The organism is Agilicoccus flavus (genome assembly GCF_014857905.1).
Lineage (GTDB): Bacteria > Actinomycetota > Actinomycetes > Actinomycetales > Dermatophilaceae > Agilicoccus > Agilicoccus flavus.
On sequence record NZ_JACYXE010000004.1, the window covers coordinates 21,105 to 39,281 of the forward strand.

The window sequence follows — 18,177 nt, forward strand, 5'->3', positions numbered from 1 at the left end:
GATCGTCCCGTCACGCCGCACCGCCCCCGGCGGCCCGTGCCGTGAGAACCGGGAGATCCACGAGATCAGTGACGTAGAGAGTCTTCGACCAGGAGGCCGAGTGCCCCAGCCAGGTGACGCGACGACCCCGTCGGCCGACGGTGGCCCGGTGGCGTACGGGTCCCCCGGGCCCCGGGCGGGTTCGGGCTCCCACACCGCGATCCCGGGCATGTCCCGCCCGGGCGGCGCCGACGTGGCCGTCGAGCACGCGCCAGCCCCGGGCGGGGGGAGCGAGGCCTCGACAGGCCCGACCGACTCGACCGGCGAGGCCGCGCTGCCCTGGTACCGCCGCGGGGCGGGCTTCGTCCTCGCCGTGCTCGGCATCTACGCCCTCGCGCGCCTGTTCTCGGGCATCGTCCTCTTCCTCGTCGGGCTGCACCAGGTCGACGTCACGTGGTTCGAGAACGAGACCGGCTACTTCCGCATGACCGTGCTGTGGGACGCGTTCTGGTACCGGCAGATCGTCGAGGACGGGTACCCGCCGCAGATCCCCCGCAACCCCGAGTCGGGCAAGCCGTGGCAGAACCCGTGGGCGTTCTACCCGATGTTCCCAATGATGACGCGGTTCGTCATGCAGCTCACCGGCCTCGGGTTCGCGGTGGTCGGCTCGACGCTGTCCCTGGTGGCCGGGGGCGTCGCCGCCGTCCTGATGGCGATCCTCCTGCGCGACCGGGTCGGGGTGCGCGTCGCCCTCGCGGGCGTGGCCATCTGGGCCACGTGCATCACGGCCCCCACGCTGCAGGTCGCCTACACCGAGTCCATGGCGCTCGTGCTGCTCACCGGTGTGCTTCTCGCGCTGAGTCGCGAACGCTGGTGGACCGCCGCCGTCATCGCCCTGCTCACGGGGCTCACCCGGCCCATCGCGGCGCCGCTCGGGCTCGTCGCGCTCGTCGCGGTGTGGATGCGCTGGCGCCAGCGGCACGTCCGGCCCCTGCGCGGGCGCGAGGCGATCGCCATCATCGCCTCGCTCGGCGCCTGCGGGCTCTCGGCCCTGCTGTGGCCGTTCATCGCCTGGCTCGGGACGGGGGAGCCCGACGCCTACACGAGCTCGATGACCGCGTGGCGGGCCGTGGACAAGATCCAGCTCTTCGTCCCGTGGTGGAATTCGGCGCTGTCGTGGACGCGGACGCCGGCGGCCGCCGTCCTTGCCCTGCTCGCCTTCGCGGGCCTCATGTTCGCGGTCGCGGCCGGCCCGTGGGCCCGGGCCCTCGGCCCCCAGTTGCGGACGTGGTGCCTGGCGTACCCGTTCTACCTCTTCGCCGTGCAGGACCCGTCGACGAGCATCTACCGCTACGCCATCTGCCTCTTCCCCTGGACCATCGTCATGGTGGGGGCCGGGTGGGGCCGGACGGGCGAGGACGCGATCGCCGACGAGGAGGACCCCGTCCGCGGGACGGGCGGGTCGCACGTCGCGGTCCTGCGCCGGAGGATGCGCCGGACGACGACGCGCCGGGTGCTCGCGTGGACGCTCGCCTGGGTCGTGTTCGGCCTGCTCACGCAGGTCTGGTGGATCTGGGAGATCTGGCAGTTCACGCCGCCCGCCGACGACCCGCCGTGATCGGCGCCCCCCTCCTGCGGCGTTTCGGATTCGGAAAAGGCGCCCACGCGAGGGATACTGGAGTCCACATGCGTGCGGAGAGGCCGGCGTGTCGCCTGCCGGATCGGCCGGAGGACGAACGGCGATCCGGTCCGCCGAGACTGCGAAGGAAGGGGCACAGATGGCCGCGATGAAGCCGAGGACCGGCGAGGGTCCGCTCGAGGTGACCAAGGAAGGCCGGGGCATCGTGCTCCGCATGCCCATCGAGGGCGGAGGCCGCCTCGTCGTCGAGATGACGCCGGACGAGGCGTCCAACCTCGGCAAGGCCATCCAGGGCTGCGAAGCCGTCCCCAACTGACGCCGACCGACGCCGATCGGGACGAACGGACGGGCCGCGACACCCCCGGGGGGTCGCGGCCCGTCCGTGCGTGACCAGGTCCGGCTGTCGGTGCCGCGTGCGGTGCCCGCGATTGCGACGGCGCAGCGCCCGACTCAGCGGCGGACCGCGGCGAACAGGCCGTCCCCGGCGGGGAGCAGGCACGGCGACAGTCGGTCGTCGTCGCGCAGGGTCTTGCCCAGCTCGCGCAGCGTCGTCGTCGTCTCGTCGCGGGCGGCGGGGTCGGCCACCTTGTCGTGCCAGAGCATGTTGTCGATCGCGAGGACACCGCCGGAGCGCAGGAGGCGGATCGCCTGCTCGACGTACGCCGGGTACTCGGTCTTGTCCGCGTCGACGAGCACGAGGTCGTAGGCGCCGTCGGTGAGCCGGGGAAGCACGTCCGACGCCGAGCCCGTGATGACGCGCGTGCGCTGGGTGGGGATCCCCGCCGCCGCGTAGGCCGTGCGCGCGGCCCGCTGGTGGGCCGGCTCGACGTCGATCGTCGTCAGGACGCCGTCGGCGGGCATGCCCTCGAGCAGCCACAGCCCGGAGACGCCGGCCCCCGTGCCGATCTCGACGACCGCCCGGGCGCGCGCGGCCCCCGCGAGGAGCCGCAGGACGGGACCGACGCCCGGGGACACCGGCGCGCAGCCCAGTTCGCGGCCGCGCGCCCGGGCCGCCGCGACGGCCGGCGGCTCGGGCACGAAGTCCTCGGTATAGGCCCAGTTGGCGGACTTGTTCGCGCTCATGTGCGGCAGCCTAGCGGCCGGGATGCACACCGGAGTCGGTCGCGCGGGTGGCCGCCGACGCAGAGGTCGCACCGGTGGACTGCTCAGTGTCCTCACAGCTTGGCCGACGAGCATGTCATCGGCAGCCGGGGCGATCCGCACCCGGCCCGACCCACGACCACGAAGGACCACGATGTCCATCACCCACCAGGACGCCCCGATCGACACCTCGGCCGACGACGCCGACTGGGTCCGGCCGACGTGGGAGCAGGTCGTCACCGAGCACTCGGCGCGCGTCTACCGCCTCGCCTACCGACTCACCGGCAACCGGTACGACGCCGAGGACCTCACGCAGGACGTCTTCGTCCGCGTCTTCCGCTCGCTCGACCGGTACCGCCCCGGCACCTTCGAGGGCTGGCTGCACCGCATCACCACCAACCTCTTCCTCGACCGCATGCGGCGCAAGCAGCGCATCCGGTTCGACGCGCTCTCCGAGGAGTCCTCGGCGCGCATCCCGAGCCGGGGGATGGGTCCGGAGCAGTACTTCGACGCGACGCACCTCGACGACGACGTGCAGCGGGCGCTCGACGCGCTCGCCCCCGACTTCCGGGTCGCCGTCGTCCTGTGCGACATCGAGGGGCTCACCTACGAGGAGATCTCCGAGACCCTCGGCATCAAGCTCGGCACGGTCCGCTCGCGGATCCACCGGGGGCGGGCGCAGTTGCGCGACGCGCTCGCACACCGGGCGCCCACGTCGGCCCGGTCCCGGGCCGTCCGGGCCCCCGCTCTCGGCCTCGGCCGGGTCGTCCCCTCCGTCTGAGTCGGCCGACTCCGGCGTCGGGCCGCTGGTCGGTGACCGGTCGCGGGCGGGCGTCCGCGTCGCCGACGCCGTTCCGGAACGCGCCTGACAAGATGGTCCTGTTGCGCGCCGGCCGGGCCGCGGACTCCTCGCGAAAGTGGTGATCGGGATCAACTTCTGGGAAGCGGTCATCATCATCGTCGTCGCGCTCGTCGTCATCGGGCCCGAACGGCTGCCGCACTACGCGGCGCGGCTGCGCACCGGCGTCCGCGAACTGCGCCGCATGGCCACGGGGGCCAAGGAGCAGCTGCGCGAGCAGATGGGTCCCGAGTTCGACGACATCGACTGGAAGGCCTACGACCCGCGCCAGTACGACCCGCGTCGCATTGTGCGCGAGGCGCTGTTGGAGGACGACGAGGACGAGCCCCGGACCGATGGCGGCACGGGCGAGCCGGAGTCCACCCGGACCGGCGGCGCGACGGCGGCCGCCGCGCCGAGCGTGGTCACGGCCGAGCGGCGTCGACCGCGGGCGGTGGCCTACGACCCGACCGCCCCCACGCCGTTCGACCCCGAGGCGACCTGAGCGGCCACGTCGGGGACGACGCAGATCGACGCCGCAGATCGACGGGCGCCCGACCGGCCGGAGACCGGGTCCTCAGCGACCCGTCGGGGTCAATCCGAGCTTGCGGCCGGCGAGACCGCGGGAACGCTGCCCCAGGCCGCGCGCGATCCCGCGCAGGGCGACGCCCGAGGGGCCGTCGGGAGCGGAGCGGACGACCGGGTCGCCCACGTCGGAGCCCTCCCGCAGCGCGACATCGAGCGGGATCTGCCCGAGCAGCGGCACGTCCGTCCCGATGATCCGGGACAGCGAGTCGGCGACCTGTCGGCCGCCGCCGGAGCCGAACAGCTCCTGGCGGGAGCCGTCGGGCAGCTCGAGCCACGACATGTTCTCGACGACGCCGACGACCCGTTGGTGGGTCTGCACGGCGATGGACCCGGCGCGCTCGGCGACCTCCGCCGCGGCCTGCTGGGGGGTCGTGACGACGAGGATCTCGGTGCCGGGGATGAGCTGCGCGACGGAGATCGCGACGTCGCCCGTGCCGGGCGGCAGGTCGAGCAGGAGGACGTCGAGGTCGCCCCAGTAGACGTCCGCGAGGAACTGCTGGAGCGCGCGGTGCAGCATCGGGCCGCGCCAGACGACCGGCTGGTTCCCGGCGACGAACATCCCGACCGAGATGACGCGGACCCCGTGCGCCTCCGGGGGGAGGATCATGTCGTCGACCTGCGTGGGCGCCCGGTCGACGCCGAGCATGCGCGGGATGGAGAAGCCGTAGATGTCGGCGTCGACGACGCCCACCTTGAGGCCCTGGTCGGCGAGGGACACGGCGAGGTTGCTCGTCACGCTGGACTTGCCGACGCCGCCCTTGCCCGAGGCGACGGCGTAGACGCGGGTCAGCGAGTCGGGCCGGGCGAAGGGGATCTCGCGCTCGGCCTGGCCGCCGCGCAGATGCTCCTTGAGGGCCCGTCGCTGCTCGTCGGACATGACCCCGAGCGTCACCTCGACCCGGTCCACGCCCTCGACGGCGAGCAACGCGCGGGTGGTGTCGCGCTCGAGCGTCGACTTCAGCGGGCATCCCGACACGGTGAGCAGGATCGTCACCCGCACGAGCCCGGCGTCGTCGGCCTCGACGGCACCCACCATGCCCAGTTCGGTGATGGGACGGTGGATCTCGGGGTCCTGGACGCCCGAGAGGGCGTCGAGAAGTGCGTCGTGCGAAGGGGTGGGCATGCCCCTACTCTACGGCCGGGTCCGCGGCGGCCCGCGACGCCTCCCGGGCCTCCGGGCTCGCCGGGCCCGAGCGCTTGACCTTCGACTTCTTCTTCGACCGCGGCCGGTCCGCGCCGTCGGGGGAGTCGTCGTCGCCGGTGAGCTCCTCGAGCAGTTCACGCAGTTCGGAGCGGAGGTAGTCGCGGGTCGCCACGTCCCGCATCGCCACGCGCAGCGCCGCGACCTCGCGGGTGAGGTACTCGGTGTCGGCGAGGTTGCGCTCGTCGCGGGCCCGGTCCTGCTCGAGGGTCACCCGGTCGCGGTCGTCCTGCCGGTTCTGCGCGAGCAGCAGCAGCGGGGCCGCGTACGACGCCTGCAGGGACAGGATGAGCGTCAGCAGCGTGTAGTTGAGCGCCCGCGGGTCGAACTGCGCGGCCTCGGGCATGAACGTGTTCCACGCGAGCCACACGGCGCAGAAGATTGTCATGCCGATGAGGAAGCGCGGCGTGCCCATGAACCGCGCGAACGCCTCGCTCGCCGTCCCGAACGCGCCCTCGGAGAACATCGACGGCCGGCGGATCCGGCGGCCCGACTCGCGCGGCTGGTCGAGCCGCAGGTCGGTGCGGGCGGGCTCAGACATCGGTCACCTCGTGTCGTTCCTCTCGCCAGTCGTCGGGCAGCAGGTGATCGAGGACGTCGTCGACGGTCACCGCACCGAGCAGGTGGTTGTCCTCGTCGGCGACGGGCAGCGAGACGAAGTTGTACGTCGCGAGCTCGCGGGTGACCTGGCCGATGGTCGCGTCCGGCGAGATCGGCTCGACGTCCTTGTCGACGAACTGGCCCACCGGGGCGTGCGGGGGTTCGCGCAGGAGCCGCTGGATGTGCACGAGGCCGAGGTAGCGGCCCGTGGGGGTCTCCAGCGGCGCGCGGGAGACGAAGACGGTCGCGGCGATCGCGGGGGAGACCTCCACCCGCCGCACCATGGCGAGGGCCTCGGCGATGCTCGCCTCCGGAGGCAGGATGATCGGCTCGGTCGTCATGAGGCCGCCCGCCGTGTTCTCGTCGTAGCGCAGCAGGCGGCGCAGGTCGGCGGCCTCGTCGGGCTCCATGAGCTGCAGGTAGCGCTCCTGGGCCTCGGGCGAGAGCTCGTTGAGCAGGTCGGCGGCGTCGTCGGGCTGCATGGCCTCGAGGACGTCGGCGGCCCGGTTGCTCTCGAGGGCCGCGAGGATCTCGACCTGGTCGTCCTCGGGCAGCTCCTCGAGGACGTCGGCCAGCTTCTCGTCGTCCAGCGCCGAGGCCACCTGCGCGCGCCGCGAGGCGGGCAGGTTCCGGACGAGCTCCGCCAGGTCGGCGGCCTTGAGTTCGTCGTACGCGCCGAGGAGGAGGTCCGCGCCCTGCGACGCGTCGAGGGTGCGCAGGTCGCTGACGTCCTCGACGTCGACGAGCACGGTCTCGCCGCGGCGGCGGCCGAGGCCGAACGCCCGGCGCGGTCCCCCCTGCCCCTTGCGGACGAAGACCTTCGTCACCGACCAGTCGCGCAGCCGCTCCTTGTCGATGCCGAGGTCCTCGACGACGGCCTCGAACGCCTCGGCGTCCGGGGTGTCGACGACGACCCGGCGGTCGAGGATCTCGCCGAGCACGAGGGACTCGTTGGTCCGCTGCTCGAAGCGGCGCATGTTGACGAGGCCGGTCGTGATGACCTGGCCGCCGTCGATGGTCGTCACCCGGGTCATCGGGACGAAGACACGCCGCTTCCCGGGGACCTCGACGACGAGACCGATGACGCGGGGACGCCGCCGCGTCGTCGAGAACGTGATGACGACGTCGCGCACGCGACCGACCTGGTCGCCGAGGGGGTCGAACACGCTCAGCCCGGCCAGGCGGGCGACGAAGACGCGGGACTGGGTGCTCACCTCTGCAGGCTACCGGCCCCGATCACCGGCTCCGGTTGCGCCGTACGCGGCGGACGACGTACCAGACGAACAGGGCGATCAGGACCGCGATGACGACGTACTTGACGGCGTCGACGTAGCCCGCGACCGCCTGCCAGTTCTCGCCGAGGACGTACCCCGCCCCGACGAGGACGGCGTTCCACATCGCGCTGCCCGCCAGGGTGAACGCCGTGAACGTCACGGGGGACATGCGCTCGATGCCGGCCGGGATCGAGATGAGGCTGCGGACGCCGGGGACCAGGCGCCCGAAGAAGATCGACGACCGCCCGTGCCGGTTGAACCAGCCCTCGGCCCGGGTCATCTCCTCGACGTCGACGAGGGGCATGACGTCGACGATGCGGAGCAGGCGTCGCCGGCCGAGCAGGGCACCGAGGCCGTAGAGCACCCAGGCGCCGACGACGGACCCGATGGTCGTCCAGACGAGGACCGCGACGAGGCCCAGGGTCCCGACGCTCGCGGAGTACCCGGCGAGCGGGAGGATGACCTCGCTCGGGATGGGCGGGAAGAGGTTCTCGAGGAACACCAGCAGGCCCGCGCCGGGGGCGCCGAGCGTCTCCATCGTGTCGACGATCCAGCCGCCGAGGCCGTCGGTGGGACCGGGTGCGGTCGCGAGGGGGAGCATGGGCGTCGGGGATCGCTTTCTCACGGGGGGCGGTGGACCGTCCACCATCGTGCCCGACGACCCCGGATGTCGCCTGGGAGCCGCGCGGGAACACCGGCGGGTCGGAGAGGATGGACCCGTGCAGACGAGAACGGGTGCGGACGCGGACGACACGGATCGACGCCGGGACGAGGACGTGGCGGGGCGGGGGGAGGTCCGCCCCCGGCGTTCGGTGCTGTACCTGCCGGCCTCGAACCCGCGGGCGATGGAGAAGGCGAAGGGACTGGCGTGCGACGCCCTGGTCCTCGACCTCGAGGACGCGGTCGCGCCGGACGCCAAGGAGCAGGCCCGCGCGGCGGCCGTCGCCGCCGTGTCCTCGGGGGCCTGGCGCGACGAGGGCCGCCGGGAGGTGACGGTCCGCGTCAACGCCGCGGGCACGCCGTGGCACGACGATGACCTCGCCGCGGTCGGGGCCGCCGGGCCCGACGCCGTCGTCGTCCCCAAGGTGACCGGCGCGGCCGCGGTCCGAGAGGTCCTCGCCGCCCTCGACGCCGCCGGCGCGCCCGCCTCGACGGCGATGTGGGCGATGCTCGAGACGCCGGGGGCCGTCCTGCGCGCCGAGGAGATCGCGGCGGCCTCCGACCGGCTCACCGTGCTCGTCGTGGGCACGAACGACCTCGCCAAGGAGCTGCGCGTGGACGCGGGCCCTCGTCGCGTGCCGCTGCTCACGTCGCTCGGCCTCGCGGTGCTCGGCGCCCGCGCGGCCGGCAAGGTCGTCCTCGACGGCGTGTACAACGACATCCGGGACGCCGAGGGGTTCGACGCCGAGTGCGCGCAGGGCCGTGAGCTGGGCTTCGACGGCAAGACCCTCGTCCACCCGAGCCAGATCGACGGCGCGAACACCGTCTTCGCCCCCGACGCCGCGTCGCTCGAGGACGCGCGTGCCGTCCTGCGGGCGTGGGAGGCCGGTGGCGGCCGGGGTGTCGTCACCCACGAGGGGCGGATGATCGAGGCCCTGCACGTCGAGACGGCCCGACGCCTCCTGCGGACCGACTCGGCGATCCGGGCGCGCTCGTCCACCGGCCCGGTTCCGGACGAGCCCGGCCGCGCGGGCGCCGAGGGATCGGCGAGGATGAACCCATGACGACGCCCACGAACCCCGGCGGCCCCGCCCGGGTCCCCACCGACCGCCTCACCCTCGAGTTCCCCCGCAGCCTGGCCGTCTTCGACACCTACGAGGAGGCCCAGCGCGCGGTCGACTACCTCTCCGACCACGAGTTCCCCGTGCAGAACGTGCTCATCGTCGGCACCGACCTCAAGCAGGTCGAGCGGGTCACCGGCCGGCTCACGTGGGGCAAGGTCGTCGCCGGCGGTCTGCTGTCGGGCATGTGGCTCGGCGCCTTCGTCGGGCTGATCTTCAGCATGTTCGGCGAGGGCTTCGCGTTCGCCCTCTTCCTGTCCGTCGTCCTCACCGGCGCCGTCTTCGGGGTCGTCTGGGCGTCGATCGGGTACGCGTTCACGCGAGGACGCCGCGACTTCACGTCCGTGAGCCAGGTCGTCGCCACGCGGTACGAGGTGCTGGTCGAGCACGCTCTGTACGACCAGGCCCGCGAGACGCTGGCCCGTCTGCCCGGCGGCCACGGTCGCACGGCGCCGGTGGCGTCCCCGCAGGCGGCCCGCCCCGACCGCCCCAACCCCTACGAGGGCCGCTACGGCGTGCGCACCGACGACGCCGGGGGGTCGGGCGGCTCCGCCGGCGCGGGCCCGTCCGGCGGCGCGAGCGCCGCCCCCCGCCCCGACGAGGCCGGCCCCCGCGAGCCGCACCCGAACGAGCCGCGCCCGAACGCGTACGAGGGTCGGTACGGCGTGCGGCTGCCCGAGGGCGAGCGCCCCACGCCGCCCGCCGACGAGGACGCCCCGCCGAACCCGCGCGACTGACCGCCCGGCCCGGGCCCCCGATCCGCCCGCTCGGGGCGGGGGTCAGCCCGAGGCGAGGACGTCGGCCATCCACGCCTCGACGTCGGCGCTCGAGCGGGGCAGGGCGCGGGTGAGGTTCTCGCACCCGTCGGCGGTTACGAGGATGTCGTCCTCGATGCGCACCCCGATCCCGCGCAGCTCCGGCGGCACCCGCAGGTCGTCGGCCTTGAAGTACAGGCCCGGCTCGACGGTGAGGATCATCCCCGGGGCGAGCGTGCCCTCGACGTAGTCCTCGCGCAGGGCGAGCTGGCAGTCGTGCACGTCGAGCCCGAGGTGGTGGCTCGTGCCGTGCACCATCCAGCGCCGGTGCCACTGCCCCTCGGGGGCGAGGCTCGCCTCCACGTCGACGCCGTCGGGCAGCAGGCCCCACGCGTGGACGTGCTCGGCGATGACGCGGATCGCGGCGGCGTGGACGTCCTTGAAGGTCGCGCCCGGGCGGACGGCGTCGATCCCCGCGCACTGCGCCGCGTAGACCGCGTCGTACACCTTGCGCTGGGCGTCGGAGAACCGGCCCGACACCGGCAACGTCCGGGTCACGTCCGCGGTGAAGAGCGAGTCGACCTCGACCCCGGCGTCGATGAGGATGAGGTCGTCCTCGCCCACGTCGCCCGTGTTGCGGATCCAGTGCAGCGTGTTCGCGTGGTCGCCGGAGGCACAGATCGAGTCGTAGCCGACGCCGTTGCCGTGATGCCGGGCGTGCAGGCCGAAGACCCCCTCGACCCAGCGCTCGCCCCGGCCGCGCTTGACCGCCTCCGGCAGGTCGGCGACGACGGCGGCGAAGGCGCGCGCCGTGCCGTCGCACGCGAGGCGCATCTGCCCGATCTCCCAGTCGTCCTTGACGAGTCGCATCGTCGACAGGCGGCGGGAGAGCTCGGCGTCGCCCTCGTGGGCCTCCTGCTCGCCCTCGAGCGACTGGACGACGCCCGCGGCGGCGCGCAGCTCGTCGACGGTGGCGGCGAGCCCGGCGTCGGCCTCGCGCACGATGCGCAGGTCGACCTGGCCGAGGTCGGCGCGCAACGCCGATTCGAGCTCGTCGACGTGCCGCGCCTCCAGGCCCGTCTCGGCGGACAGCTGGTCGATCGTCGGCCTCGCGCCGACCCAGAACTCGCCGTAGCGGGCGTCGGCGAAGAACTCCTCGTCGTCCCGGGGGGCCATGGGCCGGAAGAAGATCAGGGCGTCGTGACCGCCCTGCGCGCGGGGCTCGAGGACGAGCACCGCGTCGGGCTCCCGGTCGCTGCCGAGCCCCGTCAGGTGCGCGAACGCCGAGTGGGGCCGGAACTGGTAGTCGCAGTCGTTGCTGCGGATCTTGAGGCCGCCGGCGGGGACGACGAGGCGGCACCCGGGGAACGCCGCGGACAACGCGTCGCGACGGGGCGCCGCGTGGCGGGACGCCTCGGACAGGTCGGGAAGGGTCGCGTCCCGGAGCGCCCAGTCGGAGGCGATGAACTCACGGAACGTGTCGGAGGTCGGGCTGGCTCGGTGGCCGCCCTCGCGGGCGGCGTGCTTCTCACTCACCCTGTCCATGCTGGCACGCGCCGGCGCGGGAGGGGGCGCCGCGTGGCGGTTTGGCCGGCGCCCGGCCCGGGGCCCACAGTGGAGACGTGCCCACGCTGCCTCCCCGCAAGAAGAAGGTGCCGAGCAAGGCCCCGAACGCGGCGTACGGCGAACCCGGGGGACCGAGCACCGGCGGCGGGTCGTCGTGGCGGGCCCGAGCCCAGCGCGCCGTCGCCGCGGAGAGCGCTCCCTCCTGGAGCCTCGACCTGCGCTCGGTCCAGGACGACGTCGAGGAGCGGCGGTCGCGGGCCGTCATGGACCTCGCCACCCGGGTCGCGGAGCTCACGCTCGCGACCGGGGCGTCGGCCGCCGACGTCACCGCCACCGTCCTGCGCCTCACCGACGCCTACGGCCTGCGCTCGGTGCACGTCGACGTCACCTTCACGGCCATCGCGATCTCCCATCACCGGGGCGCCGAGGACCCCGTGACCATGGTGCGCACCGTCCGGGTCCGGAGCGTCGACTACGAACGGCTCGCCCGCCTGCAGGCGTTCGTCGCCGACCTCGAGGCCAACCCCGTCGACATCGTCGACGCCCGCTCCCGGTTCGACGCGATCGCCGCCCGGCCGCACGTCTACCGCCGCTCGGTCGTCACGGCGGGGTCCGCGTTCCTCGGGGCGGCCGTCGCCCTCCTCTTCGACGGGTCCTTCACCGAGATCCTCATCGCGTTCCTCAACGCCGTCCTCGTCGACCGCGTCCAGCTGCTCCTCGCGCGCGCCCGGCTCGCGGCGTTCTTCAGCCAGATGATCGGCGGCGCGATCCCCACGGTGGTCGCCGTCCTGCTCATCATCGCCCGCAGCCACCAGGTGCCCGGCCTCGAGGAGGTCACGCCCTCCGCGGTCGTCGCCGCCGGGATCGTGTCACTGCTCGCGGGCATGTCCGTCGTCGGCTCCGCGCAGGACGCGATCGACGGCTACTACGTCACCGCGGGGGCACGGACGTACGAGGTCGTCGTCCTCACGCTCGGGATCACGGTCGGGGTCGTCATCGTGCTCGGCATCGCCCAGCGCCTCGGCGCGCCGACCTACCTCGCCCCGTACTCGGCCCTCACGGGCAGCCTGCCCCGACAGCTCGTCGCGAGTGCGATCATCGCGGCCGGCTTCGCCGTCACCTCCTACGCGGGCCCCGTCACGGCGATCGTCTCCGTGGTCTGTGGGACGCTCGGCTGGGGCGCGTTCGCGCTCGCCGAGGCCTTCGACCTGGGCGTCGTGGCGGCCAGCGGCGCGGCGGCCCTCTTCATCGGGGTGATCTCGCAGCTCCTCGCGGGCACCGTGCACGTCCCGGCCCTCGCCCTGTCGACGGCCGGGATCGTCCCGCTGCTGCCCGGCGGCGCCGTCTATCGGGGCCTCTACCAGCTGACGACGCTCTCGTGGGCTCAGGGCACGGGACCGGGCGTGGTCACACTCGGCTCGGCCGCCGCCATCGGCCTCGCGCTCGCCGCGGGCGTCAGCCTCGGCACCTACCTCGGCCGCCCCCTGCGACCCGACGTCGCCCGGTCCCGGTCCCGCGCCGTCCAACGCGCGCTGCGCCGCGGCCACGCCGACGGCCGCGAGTAGGCCCCCGCAGGACACACGCCACGGGCGCGGAACCCCAGCGGGGTCCCGCGCCCGTGTCCGACCCGTCGACCGCTCGATGGTTCGGAGGTCGACGGCTCGAGTCGACGAGTCAGAGGTTGATCATGTGGCCCGAGATGCCGTGGACGGCCTCCTTGACCGCCTCGCCGAGCGTCGGGTGCGCGAAGACGTTGCGGGACACCTCGTCGGCCGTGAGGTCCCACTGCTTGGCGAGGTTCATCACGGGCAGCAGCTCCGTCACGTCCGGGCCGATCATGTGGCAGCCGAGGATCTCGTTGTACTTCGCGTCGGCGACGACCTTGACGAAGCCGACCGCCTCGCCGAGGCCCGCGGCCTTGCCGTTGGCGCTGAACGGGAACGTGGCCGTCTTGACGTCGTAGCCCTTGTCCTTGGCCTGCTGCTCGCTGTAGCCCATCGACCCGATCTGCGGCTGGCAGTACGTGGCCCGCGGGATGAAGTCGAAGTCGATCGGCATCGTCTCGACGCCGGCGATCGTCTCGGCCGCGACGATGCCCATGGCCTCGGCCACGTGGGCGAGCATGAGCTTGGCGGTGACGTCGCCGATGGCGTAGACGTTCTCGACGTTCGTACGGCCGACCTCGTCGATCTTGATCGCGCCGCGCTCGGTGAGTTCGACGCCGAGCGTGTCGAGGCCGTACCCCTCGACGCGGGGCGCGAAGCCGATCGCCGACATCAGTCGGTCGGCCTCGAGCACCTCCTCCTTGCCGCCCTTGGTGACGGTGACCTTGACGCCGGAGCCCGTGTCCTCGACCTTCTCGACCTTCGTGCCCGTGAGGACCTTGACGCCGAGCTTCTTGTAGTGCTTGGCGAGCTCCTTGGAGACGTCGGCGTCCTCCGTCGGGACCATCCGGTCGAGGAACTCGACGATCGTCACGTCGACGCCGAAGTTGGCCATGACGTACCCGAACTCGACGCCGATCGCGCCGGACCCGGCGATGATGATCGAGTCGGGGAGGTTCTCGTCGAGGATCTGCTCCTCGTAGGTGACGACGTTGTCGCTCACCTCGACGCCCGGCAGCATGCGCGTGACCGCGCCGGCGGCGATGATGAGGTCGTCGTACGTGACCTCGCGGGTCTCGCCCTTGTCGGTCTCGACCGAGATCGTGCCCTTCTCGCCGAGCGTGCCCCACCCGTCGATCTCGGTGATCTTGTTCTTCTTCATGAGGTAGTGGACGCCCTTGACGATGCCGCCGCTCACCTGGCGGCTGCGGGCGTGCGTCGGGCCGTACGACATGGTGGCGTCGCCCTCGATGCCGAACTTCTTCTTCTCGTGCGTGAGCACGTGCGAGAGCTCGGCGTTGCGCAGGAGCGCCTTGGACGGGATGCAGCCCACGTTGAGGCAGACACCGCCCCAGTACTTCTTCTCGATGACCGCGACGGACTTACCGAGTTGCGCGGCGCGGATGGCCGCGACGTACCCGCCGGGGCCGGCTCCGAGGACGACGACGTCAAAGTGATCTGCCATGGCGCCAGCCTATGGGGTGGGGGGTCCGCTCGGGGACGGGACGCCTCGCCCGGCCCGCGGTGTCGGCGTGGGGTCGGCGCGGTGTCCGCGGAGTGTCCGCACTCCGGCCTCCTCGGCGACCTCGCGCCGCGGCCTCGCGAGGCGGGGTGTGGCGCCCGTGCGAGGGTGTGGGGGTGCGCATCGACCTCCACACCCATTCCACGGCCTCGGACGGGACGGACACGCCCGCGGGGCTCGTCGCCGCGGCCGTCGACGCAGGCCTCGACGTGGTCGCCCTCACCGACCACGACTCGACGGCCGGCTGGGCCGAGGCGGCGGGGGCGCTCGCGCAGGGGGCGCCGGTCGCGCTCGTGCGCGGCATGGAGATCTCCTGCGTCGCCGACGGCATCAGCCTGCACCTGCTCGCCTACCTGCACGACGACACGTACGAGCCGCTCGTCGCCGAACTCGCCCGGGCGCGGAGCAGCCGTGAGGGTCGGGCGCGCCGCATCGTCGAGGCGCTCGGCCAGGACGTGCCGCTGACGTGGGACGACGTGGCGGCCCAGGCGCGTCCGGGGGCCACCCTGGGGCGCCCGCACATCGCGGACGCGCTCGTGGCCCGCGGCGTCGTGGAGGACCGGGCGGAGGCGTTCCGCCACTACCTGCACTCGGGCTCGCGCTACCACCGCGGCCACTACGCGCTGGACGCGGTGGCCGCGGTGGAGCTCGTGCGGGCGGCCGGGGGAGTGCCGGTCCTCGCGCACCCGTTCGCCGCCGTCCGGGGCCGCACCGTCGGCGACCCGGTCGTGGAGGAGCTGGCCGACGCGGGGCTGGCCGGGCTCGAGGCGCATCATCTGGACCACGACGCCGCGCAGACGCGGCGCGCGATCGGCCTCGCGGACCGCCTCGGCCTTCTCGTCACGGGGTCGAGCGATTACCACGGGACCGGCAAGCCGAACCGTCTCGGCGAGTTGACCACGGACCGGGCGGTGTTCGAGGCCATCGAGGCCGGGGCGCGCGGGGTCCCCGTCCTGCGCGGCTGACGCCCGGGGCGGGCCGCCCACCGGGCCCCGCGCCCCCGCACCCGGTGTCGTCCGGCACGAGCCTCCGGGCGCGCAGAAGCCCCGAGCGGAAGACCGCTCGGGGCTGCGCCGTGCCCGCGGAGGGGGTGCGGGCACGGGACCGGGGTCGTCGCCTCACAGAGGGGTGGAGGCGATGACGGCCGGAATATGTGGGGCCTCAGCCGCGACGGGCGGTTCCGCGGCCCGTGACCGTGGAGGTGCGGCGCGCACGGGTGGCGAAGGCGGTGAGGCCGACGAGGACGCCCCCGGCCCCCGAGACCCCGAGCGCGGTCGGCGAGACGCCGCTGCCTGCGTGCAGGGCCAGACCGGCGCCGCGCTCCGCACCGTTCGTCGGCGCCACGGCGGCCGCCGCCACCGACGTGGCGGCCGGCGTCGTGGACACTGTCGGGGCCGCCGCATGTGCGGTGCCGGCGCCGAGGCCGGCGAGGCCGATGGCCGCGACGGCCGCCGTTCGGGCCAGGCCGGTGGCGGTGACGTGCGTGTGCAGACCCGTGTTCATGATGTTCCCCCGATGGTGTGGTGCGTCCCCTGGAACGACGTCCACCCCGCGGTGCCGTGCTCGCGTCCGGCCCGACCCCTCGGCCCGGACGACGAGACACCCCTGGGTGCGGTCGCCGTGGTCGGTGCGTCTCGCGGCGCCGGAACCGAGTGCGTGACGCACGTGGATCCGTTCGTTGTGCCGCGATGCGGGCCCCCAAGCCCCGCATCGACCAGGACGACTGTACAGGTCGGTGTGGACGGTCGTCCAGTTGGCCCACAGGTGGCGGCGCCGCCGCTGCTCGGCCGCCGGGCCCGGGCGGCCCGATCGACCCGCCCGGAACGCGCCAGGGGCGCCCCGCACGTGTGTGCGGGGCGCCCCTGGCGGTGGCTTCCGGTGGCTGTCCGTGGCCCGTCGGGCCGCGGCTCAGGAGGCCGCGGGTCCACCCGACGCGCTGTCACCCTGGGCGGGGCGCCCGCCCCGGGTGCGGCGTCGGCTGCGCGACCGCGCGGGCCGCTCGTCCGAGGAGTCCCGGCTCTCGCGGCTCTCGCGGCTCTCCCGGGTCCTACCGCCCTCGTCGGAGCGGCCACCGCGGTCGGAGCCCGACCCGCGGCGCGGGGAGCGCTCGCCGGCGCCGTGACGCCCCCGGCCCCCGCCCGAGTGACCCCCGGCGTCGGCCCGGCGGCCCGTCTCGCCGACGTCCTCGAGCTCCTCGGCGGACAGGCCGGCCCGGGTGCGGGCGCTGCGGGGGAGCCGTCCGGTCACCGACGGGTCGATCTCGAGGTCGCTGAACAGGTGATCCGACGAGGAGTACGTCTCGACCGGGTCCGGGATGCCGAGGTCGAGGGCCTTGTTGATGAGGCCCCATCGGGGTAGGTCGTCCCAGTCGACGAGGGTGATGGCGATCCCCGTGTTGCCCGCGCGGCCGGTGCGGCCCGTGCGGTGCAGGTACGTCTTCTCGTCCTCGGGGCACTGGTAGTTGACGACGTGGGTGACGTTCTCCACGTCGATGCCCCGGGCCGCCACGTCGGTCGCGACGAGGATGTCGACCTTCTCGCTGCGGAATGCCCGCAGAGCCTGCTCGCGGGCGCCCTGCCCGAGGTCGCCGTGCAGGGGAGCGGCGGCGAAGCCGCGGTCGACGAGGTCGTCCGCGACCTTGGCGGCCGTGCGCTTGGTGCGGGTGAAGATGATCGTCAGGCCCCGCCCCTTGCTCTGCAGCACCTTGGCGAGCAGTTCGACCTTGTCCATCGCGTGGGCCCGGTAGACGAACTGCTCGATGGCGGCGACCGTGTGCCCCTCGTCGCCCTCGGCCATCGCCCGGATGTGCGTGGGCCGGCTCATGTAGCGGCGGGCCAGCGCGACGACCGCGCCCGGCATCGTCGCCGAGAAGAGCATGGTCTGCCGCGACGCGGGGGTCTGGGCCAGGATCTTCTCGACGTCGGGCAGGAACCCGAGGTCGAGCATCTCGTCGGCCTCGTCGAGGACAAGGACCTTGACGAAGGCGAGCTGGAGGTGCCGCTGCTGCGCGAGGTCCAGCAGGCGGCCGGGGGTGCCCACGACGACCTCCACGCCCCGCCGCAGGGCCTCGACCTGCGGCTCGAAGGCGCGGCCGCCGTAGATCGACTCGACGCGGATGCCGCGGCGGCCGGCGGCACGCTGGAGGTCGGAGGTCACCTGGACGCAGAGCTCGCGCGTCGGGACGACGACCAGGGCCTGCGGCCGACCGGCCTGGGGCAGGTCCGCGAACTCGGGATCCGCGGGCGACACGACGCGGTCGAGGAGCGGGACCCCGAAGCCGAGCGTCTTGCCCGTGCCGGTCTTGGCCTGGCCGATGATGTCGTGGCCGCCGAGCGCGACCGGCAGCGTCATGGCCTGGATGGGGAACGGCGAGATGATCCCGGCGTCCGCGAGCGACGCGACGATGTCGGCGTGGACGCCGAAGTCGCCGAACGTCGGCGACGGCACGACGGCCTCGGGGGCGGCGGCCTCGGGGGCGACGCCCTCGGCCGCGACGGCCTCGGGTGTGGTGTCGCCCTCGGGCTGCTCGGTCTCGGCGTGGGGGGTGGTGGACTCTGTCGTCATCGAACGTCTTTCGATCGGGCTCGCGCCGCCCACGAGCCCGAAGAAGGGCGCGGGAGGCCGCGGCGTACGAGGGCCGATCGGGGTCTGTCGGTTCCGGGGAGGGCCCGCGAGCCGTCGGGATCGACGGGACGAGGGGCGCCCGGAGTGTCGAGCGGGAGCGATGTC

At 73.7% G+C, this 18,177-nt stretch carries 17 protein-coding genes; 8 read left to right on the top strand and 9 right to left on the bottom strand.

All coding sequences use genetic code 11. The features are described 5' to 3' along the window. Window positions 1-100 precede the first annotated feature (100 nt). Window positions 101-1,597: a putative hexosyltransferase gene (locus tag ICW24_RS07540; RefSeq protein WP_226345109.1), complete on the top strand. Its 1,497-nt coding sequence runs from the start codon at window positions 101-103 to the stop codon at window positions 1,595-1,597. Between the two features lie 160 nt (window positions 1,598-1,757). After that, window positions 1,758-1,934: a DUF3117 domain-containing protein gene (locus ICW24_RS07545; protein ID WP_226345110.1), complete on the top strand. Its 177-nt coding sequence runs from the start codon at window positions 1,758-1,760 to the stop codon at window positions 1,932-1,934. Window positions 1,935-2,068: 134 nt separating this feature from the next. Here ICW24_RS07545 and ICW24_RS07550 read toward each other — a convergent pair whose 3' ends face one another. Further along, complete coding sequence (locus tag ICW24_RS07550; protein WP_226345111.1) at window positions 2,069-2,701, bottom strand: O-methyltransferase; 633 nt, start codon at window positions 2,699-2,701, stop codon at window positions 2,069-2,071. A gap of 172 nt (window positions 2,702-2,873) precedes the next feature. Between ICW24_RS07550 and sigE the strand changes: the two genes are divergently transcribed. Then, window positions 2,874-3,500: an RNA polymerase sigma factor SigE gene (gene sigE / locus ICW24_RS07555; RefSeq protein WP_226345112.1), complete on the top strand. Its 627-nt coding sequence runs from the start codon at window positions 2,874-2,876 to the stop codon at window positions 3,498-3,500. A gap of 136 nt (window positions 3,501-3,636) precedes the next feature. Beyond that, entirely contained in the window at window positions 3,637-4,062 is a 426-nt protein-coding gene (locus ICW24_RS07560) for a twin-arginine translocase TatA/TatE family subunit (RefSeq protein ID WP_307781313.1), read from the top strand. A gap of 72 nt (window positions 4,063-4,134) precedes the next feature. Here ICW24_RS07560 and ICW24_RS07565 read toward each other — a convergent pair whose 3' ends face one another. Genes ICW24_RS07565 through ICW24_RS07580 form a run of 4 tightly spaced genes read right to left on the bottom strand, consistent with a single transcriptional unit; the run spans window position 4,135 to window position 7,845 of the window. Next, complete coding sequence (locus ICW24_RS07565; RefSeq protein WP_226345113.1) at window positions 4,135-5,268, bottom strand: Mrp/NBP35 family ATP-binding protein; 1,134 nt, start codon at window positions 5,266-5,268, stop codon at window positions 4,135-4,137. Window positions 5,269-5,272: 4 nt separating this feature from the next. Next, window positions 5,273-5,887, bottom strand: coding sequence for a DUF1003 domain-containing protein (locus ICW24_RS07570; RefSeq protein ID WP_226345114.1), 615 nt, complete (start codon window positions 5,885-5,887; stop codon window positions 5,273-5,275). Continuing rightward, the gene (locus ICW24_RS07575; RefSeq protein WP_226345115.1) at window positions 5,880-7,160 is read right to left on the bottom strand and encodes a magnesium transporter MgtE N-terminal domain-containing protein; all 1,281 of its coding nucleotides are present in this window, start codon (window positions 7,158-7,160) and stop codon (window positions 5,880-5,882) included. Before ICW24_RS07575 ends, ICW24_RS07570 begins: the two co-directional genes overlap by 8 nt. Window positions 7,161-7,182: 22 nt before the next feature. Continuing rightward, window positions 7,183-7,845, bottom strand: coding sequence for a DedA family protein (locus ICW24_RS07580; protein ID WP_226345116.1), 663 nt, complete (start codon window positions 7,843-7,845; stop codon window positions 7,183-7,185). A 94-nt stretch (window positions 7,846-7,939) separates the two neighbouring features. On the opposite strand from ICW24_RS07580, the gene ICW24_RS07585 reads away from it, so the two are divergent. Then, window positions 7,940-8,944 (top strand): HpcH/HpaI aldolase/citrate lyase family protein, encoded by a 1,005-nt coding sequence (locus ICW24_RS07585; protein WP_307781314.1) that lies wholly within the window; start codon window positions 7,940-7,942, stop codon window positions 8,942-8,944. Continuing rightward, window positions 8,941-9,738: a general stress protein gene (locus ICW24_RS07590; RefSeq protein ID WP_226345117.1), complete on the top strand. Its 798-nt coding sequence runs from the start codon at window positions 8,941-8,943 to the stop codon at window positions 9,736-9,738. The genes ICW24_RS07585 and ICW24_RS07590 overlap by 4 nt, the downstream gene beginning before the upstream one ends. A 42-nt stretch (window positions 9,739-9,780) precedes the next feature. On the opposite strand, the gene ICW24_RS07595 is transcribed toward ICW24_RS07590, so the two are convergent. Beyond that, complete coding sequence (locus ICW24_RS07595) at window positions 9,781-11,301, bottom strand: aminopeptidase P family protein (RefSeq protein WP_226345118.1); 1,521 nt, start codon at window positions 11,299-11,301, stop codon at window positions 9,781-9,783. A 77-nt stretch (window positions 11,302-11,378) separates the two neighbouring features. Here ICW24_RS07595 and ICW24_RS07600 point away from each other — a divergent pair, with 77 nt between their 5' ends. Further along, complete coding sequence (locus tag ICW24_RS07600) at window positions 11,379-12,887, top strand: threonine/serine exporter family protein (RefSeq protein ID WP_226345119.1); 1,509 nt, start codon at window positions 11,379-11,381, stop codon at window positions 12,885-12,887. Between the two features lie 109 nt (window positions 12,888-12,996). Here ICW24_RS07600 and lpdA read toward each other — a convergent pair whose 3' ends face one another. Next, window positions 12,997-14,391: a dihydrolipoyl dehydrogenase gene (gene lpdA / locus ICW24_RS07605; RefSeq protein ID WP_226345120.1), complete on the bottom strand. Its 1,395-nt coding sequence runs from the start codon at window positions 14,389-14,391 to the stop codon at window positions 12,997-12,999. 173 nt (window positions 14,392-14,564) lie between these two features. Here lpdA and ICW24_RS07610 point away from each other — a divergent pair, with 173 nt between their 5' ends. Beyond that, window positions 14,565-15,413, top strand: a complete 849-nt coding sequence (locus ICW24_RS07610) for a PHP domain-containing protein (RefSeq protein ID WP_226345121.1) — start codon at window positions 14,565-14,567, stop codon at window positions 15,411-15,413. Window positions 15,414-15,609: 196 nt separating this feature from the next. Here the strand turns inward: ICW24_RS07610 and ICW24_RS07615 are convergent, their stop codons facing one another. Together ICW24_RS07615 and ICW24_RS07620 are read right to left on the bottom strand one after the other, a co-directional pair. Continuing rightward, entirely contained in the window at window positions 15,610-15,951 is a 342-nt protein-coding gene (locus ICW24_RS07615) for a hypothetical protein (protein ID WP_226345122.1), read from the bottom strand. A 405-nt stretch (window positions 15,952-16,356) separates the two neighbouring features. Beyond that, window positions 16,357-18,012 (bottom strand): DEAD/DEAH box helicase, encoded by a 1,656-nt coding sequence (locus ICW24_RS07620; RefSeq protein WP_226345123.1) that lies wholly within the window; start codon window positions 18,010-18,012, stop codon window positions 16,357-16,359. Window positions 18,013-18,177 lie beyond the last annotated feature (165 nt).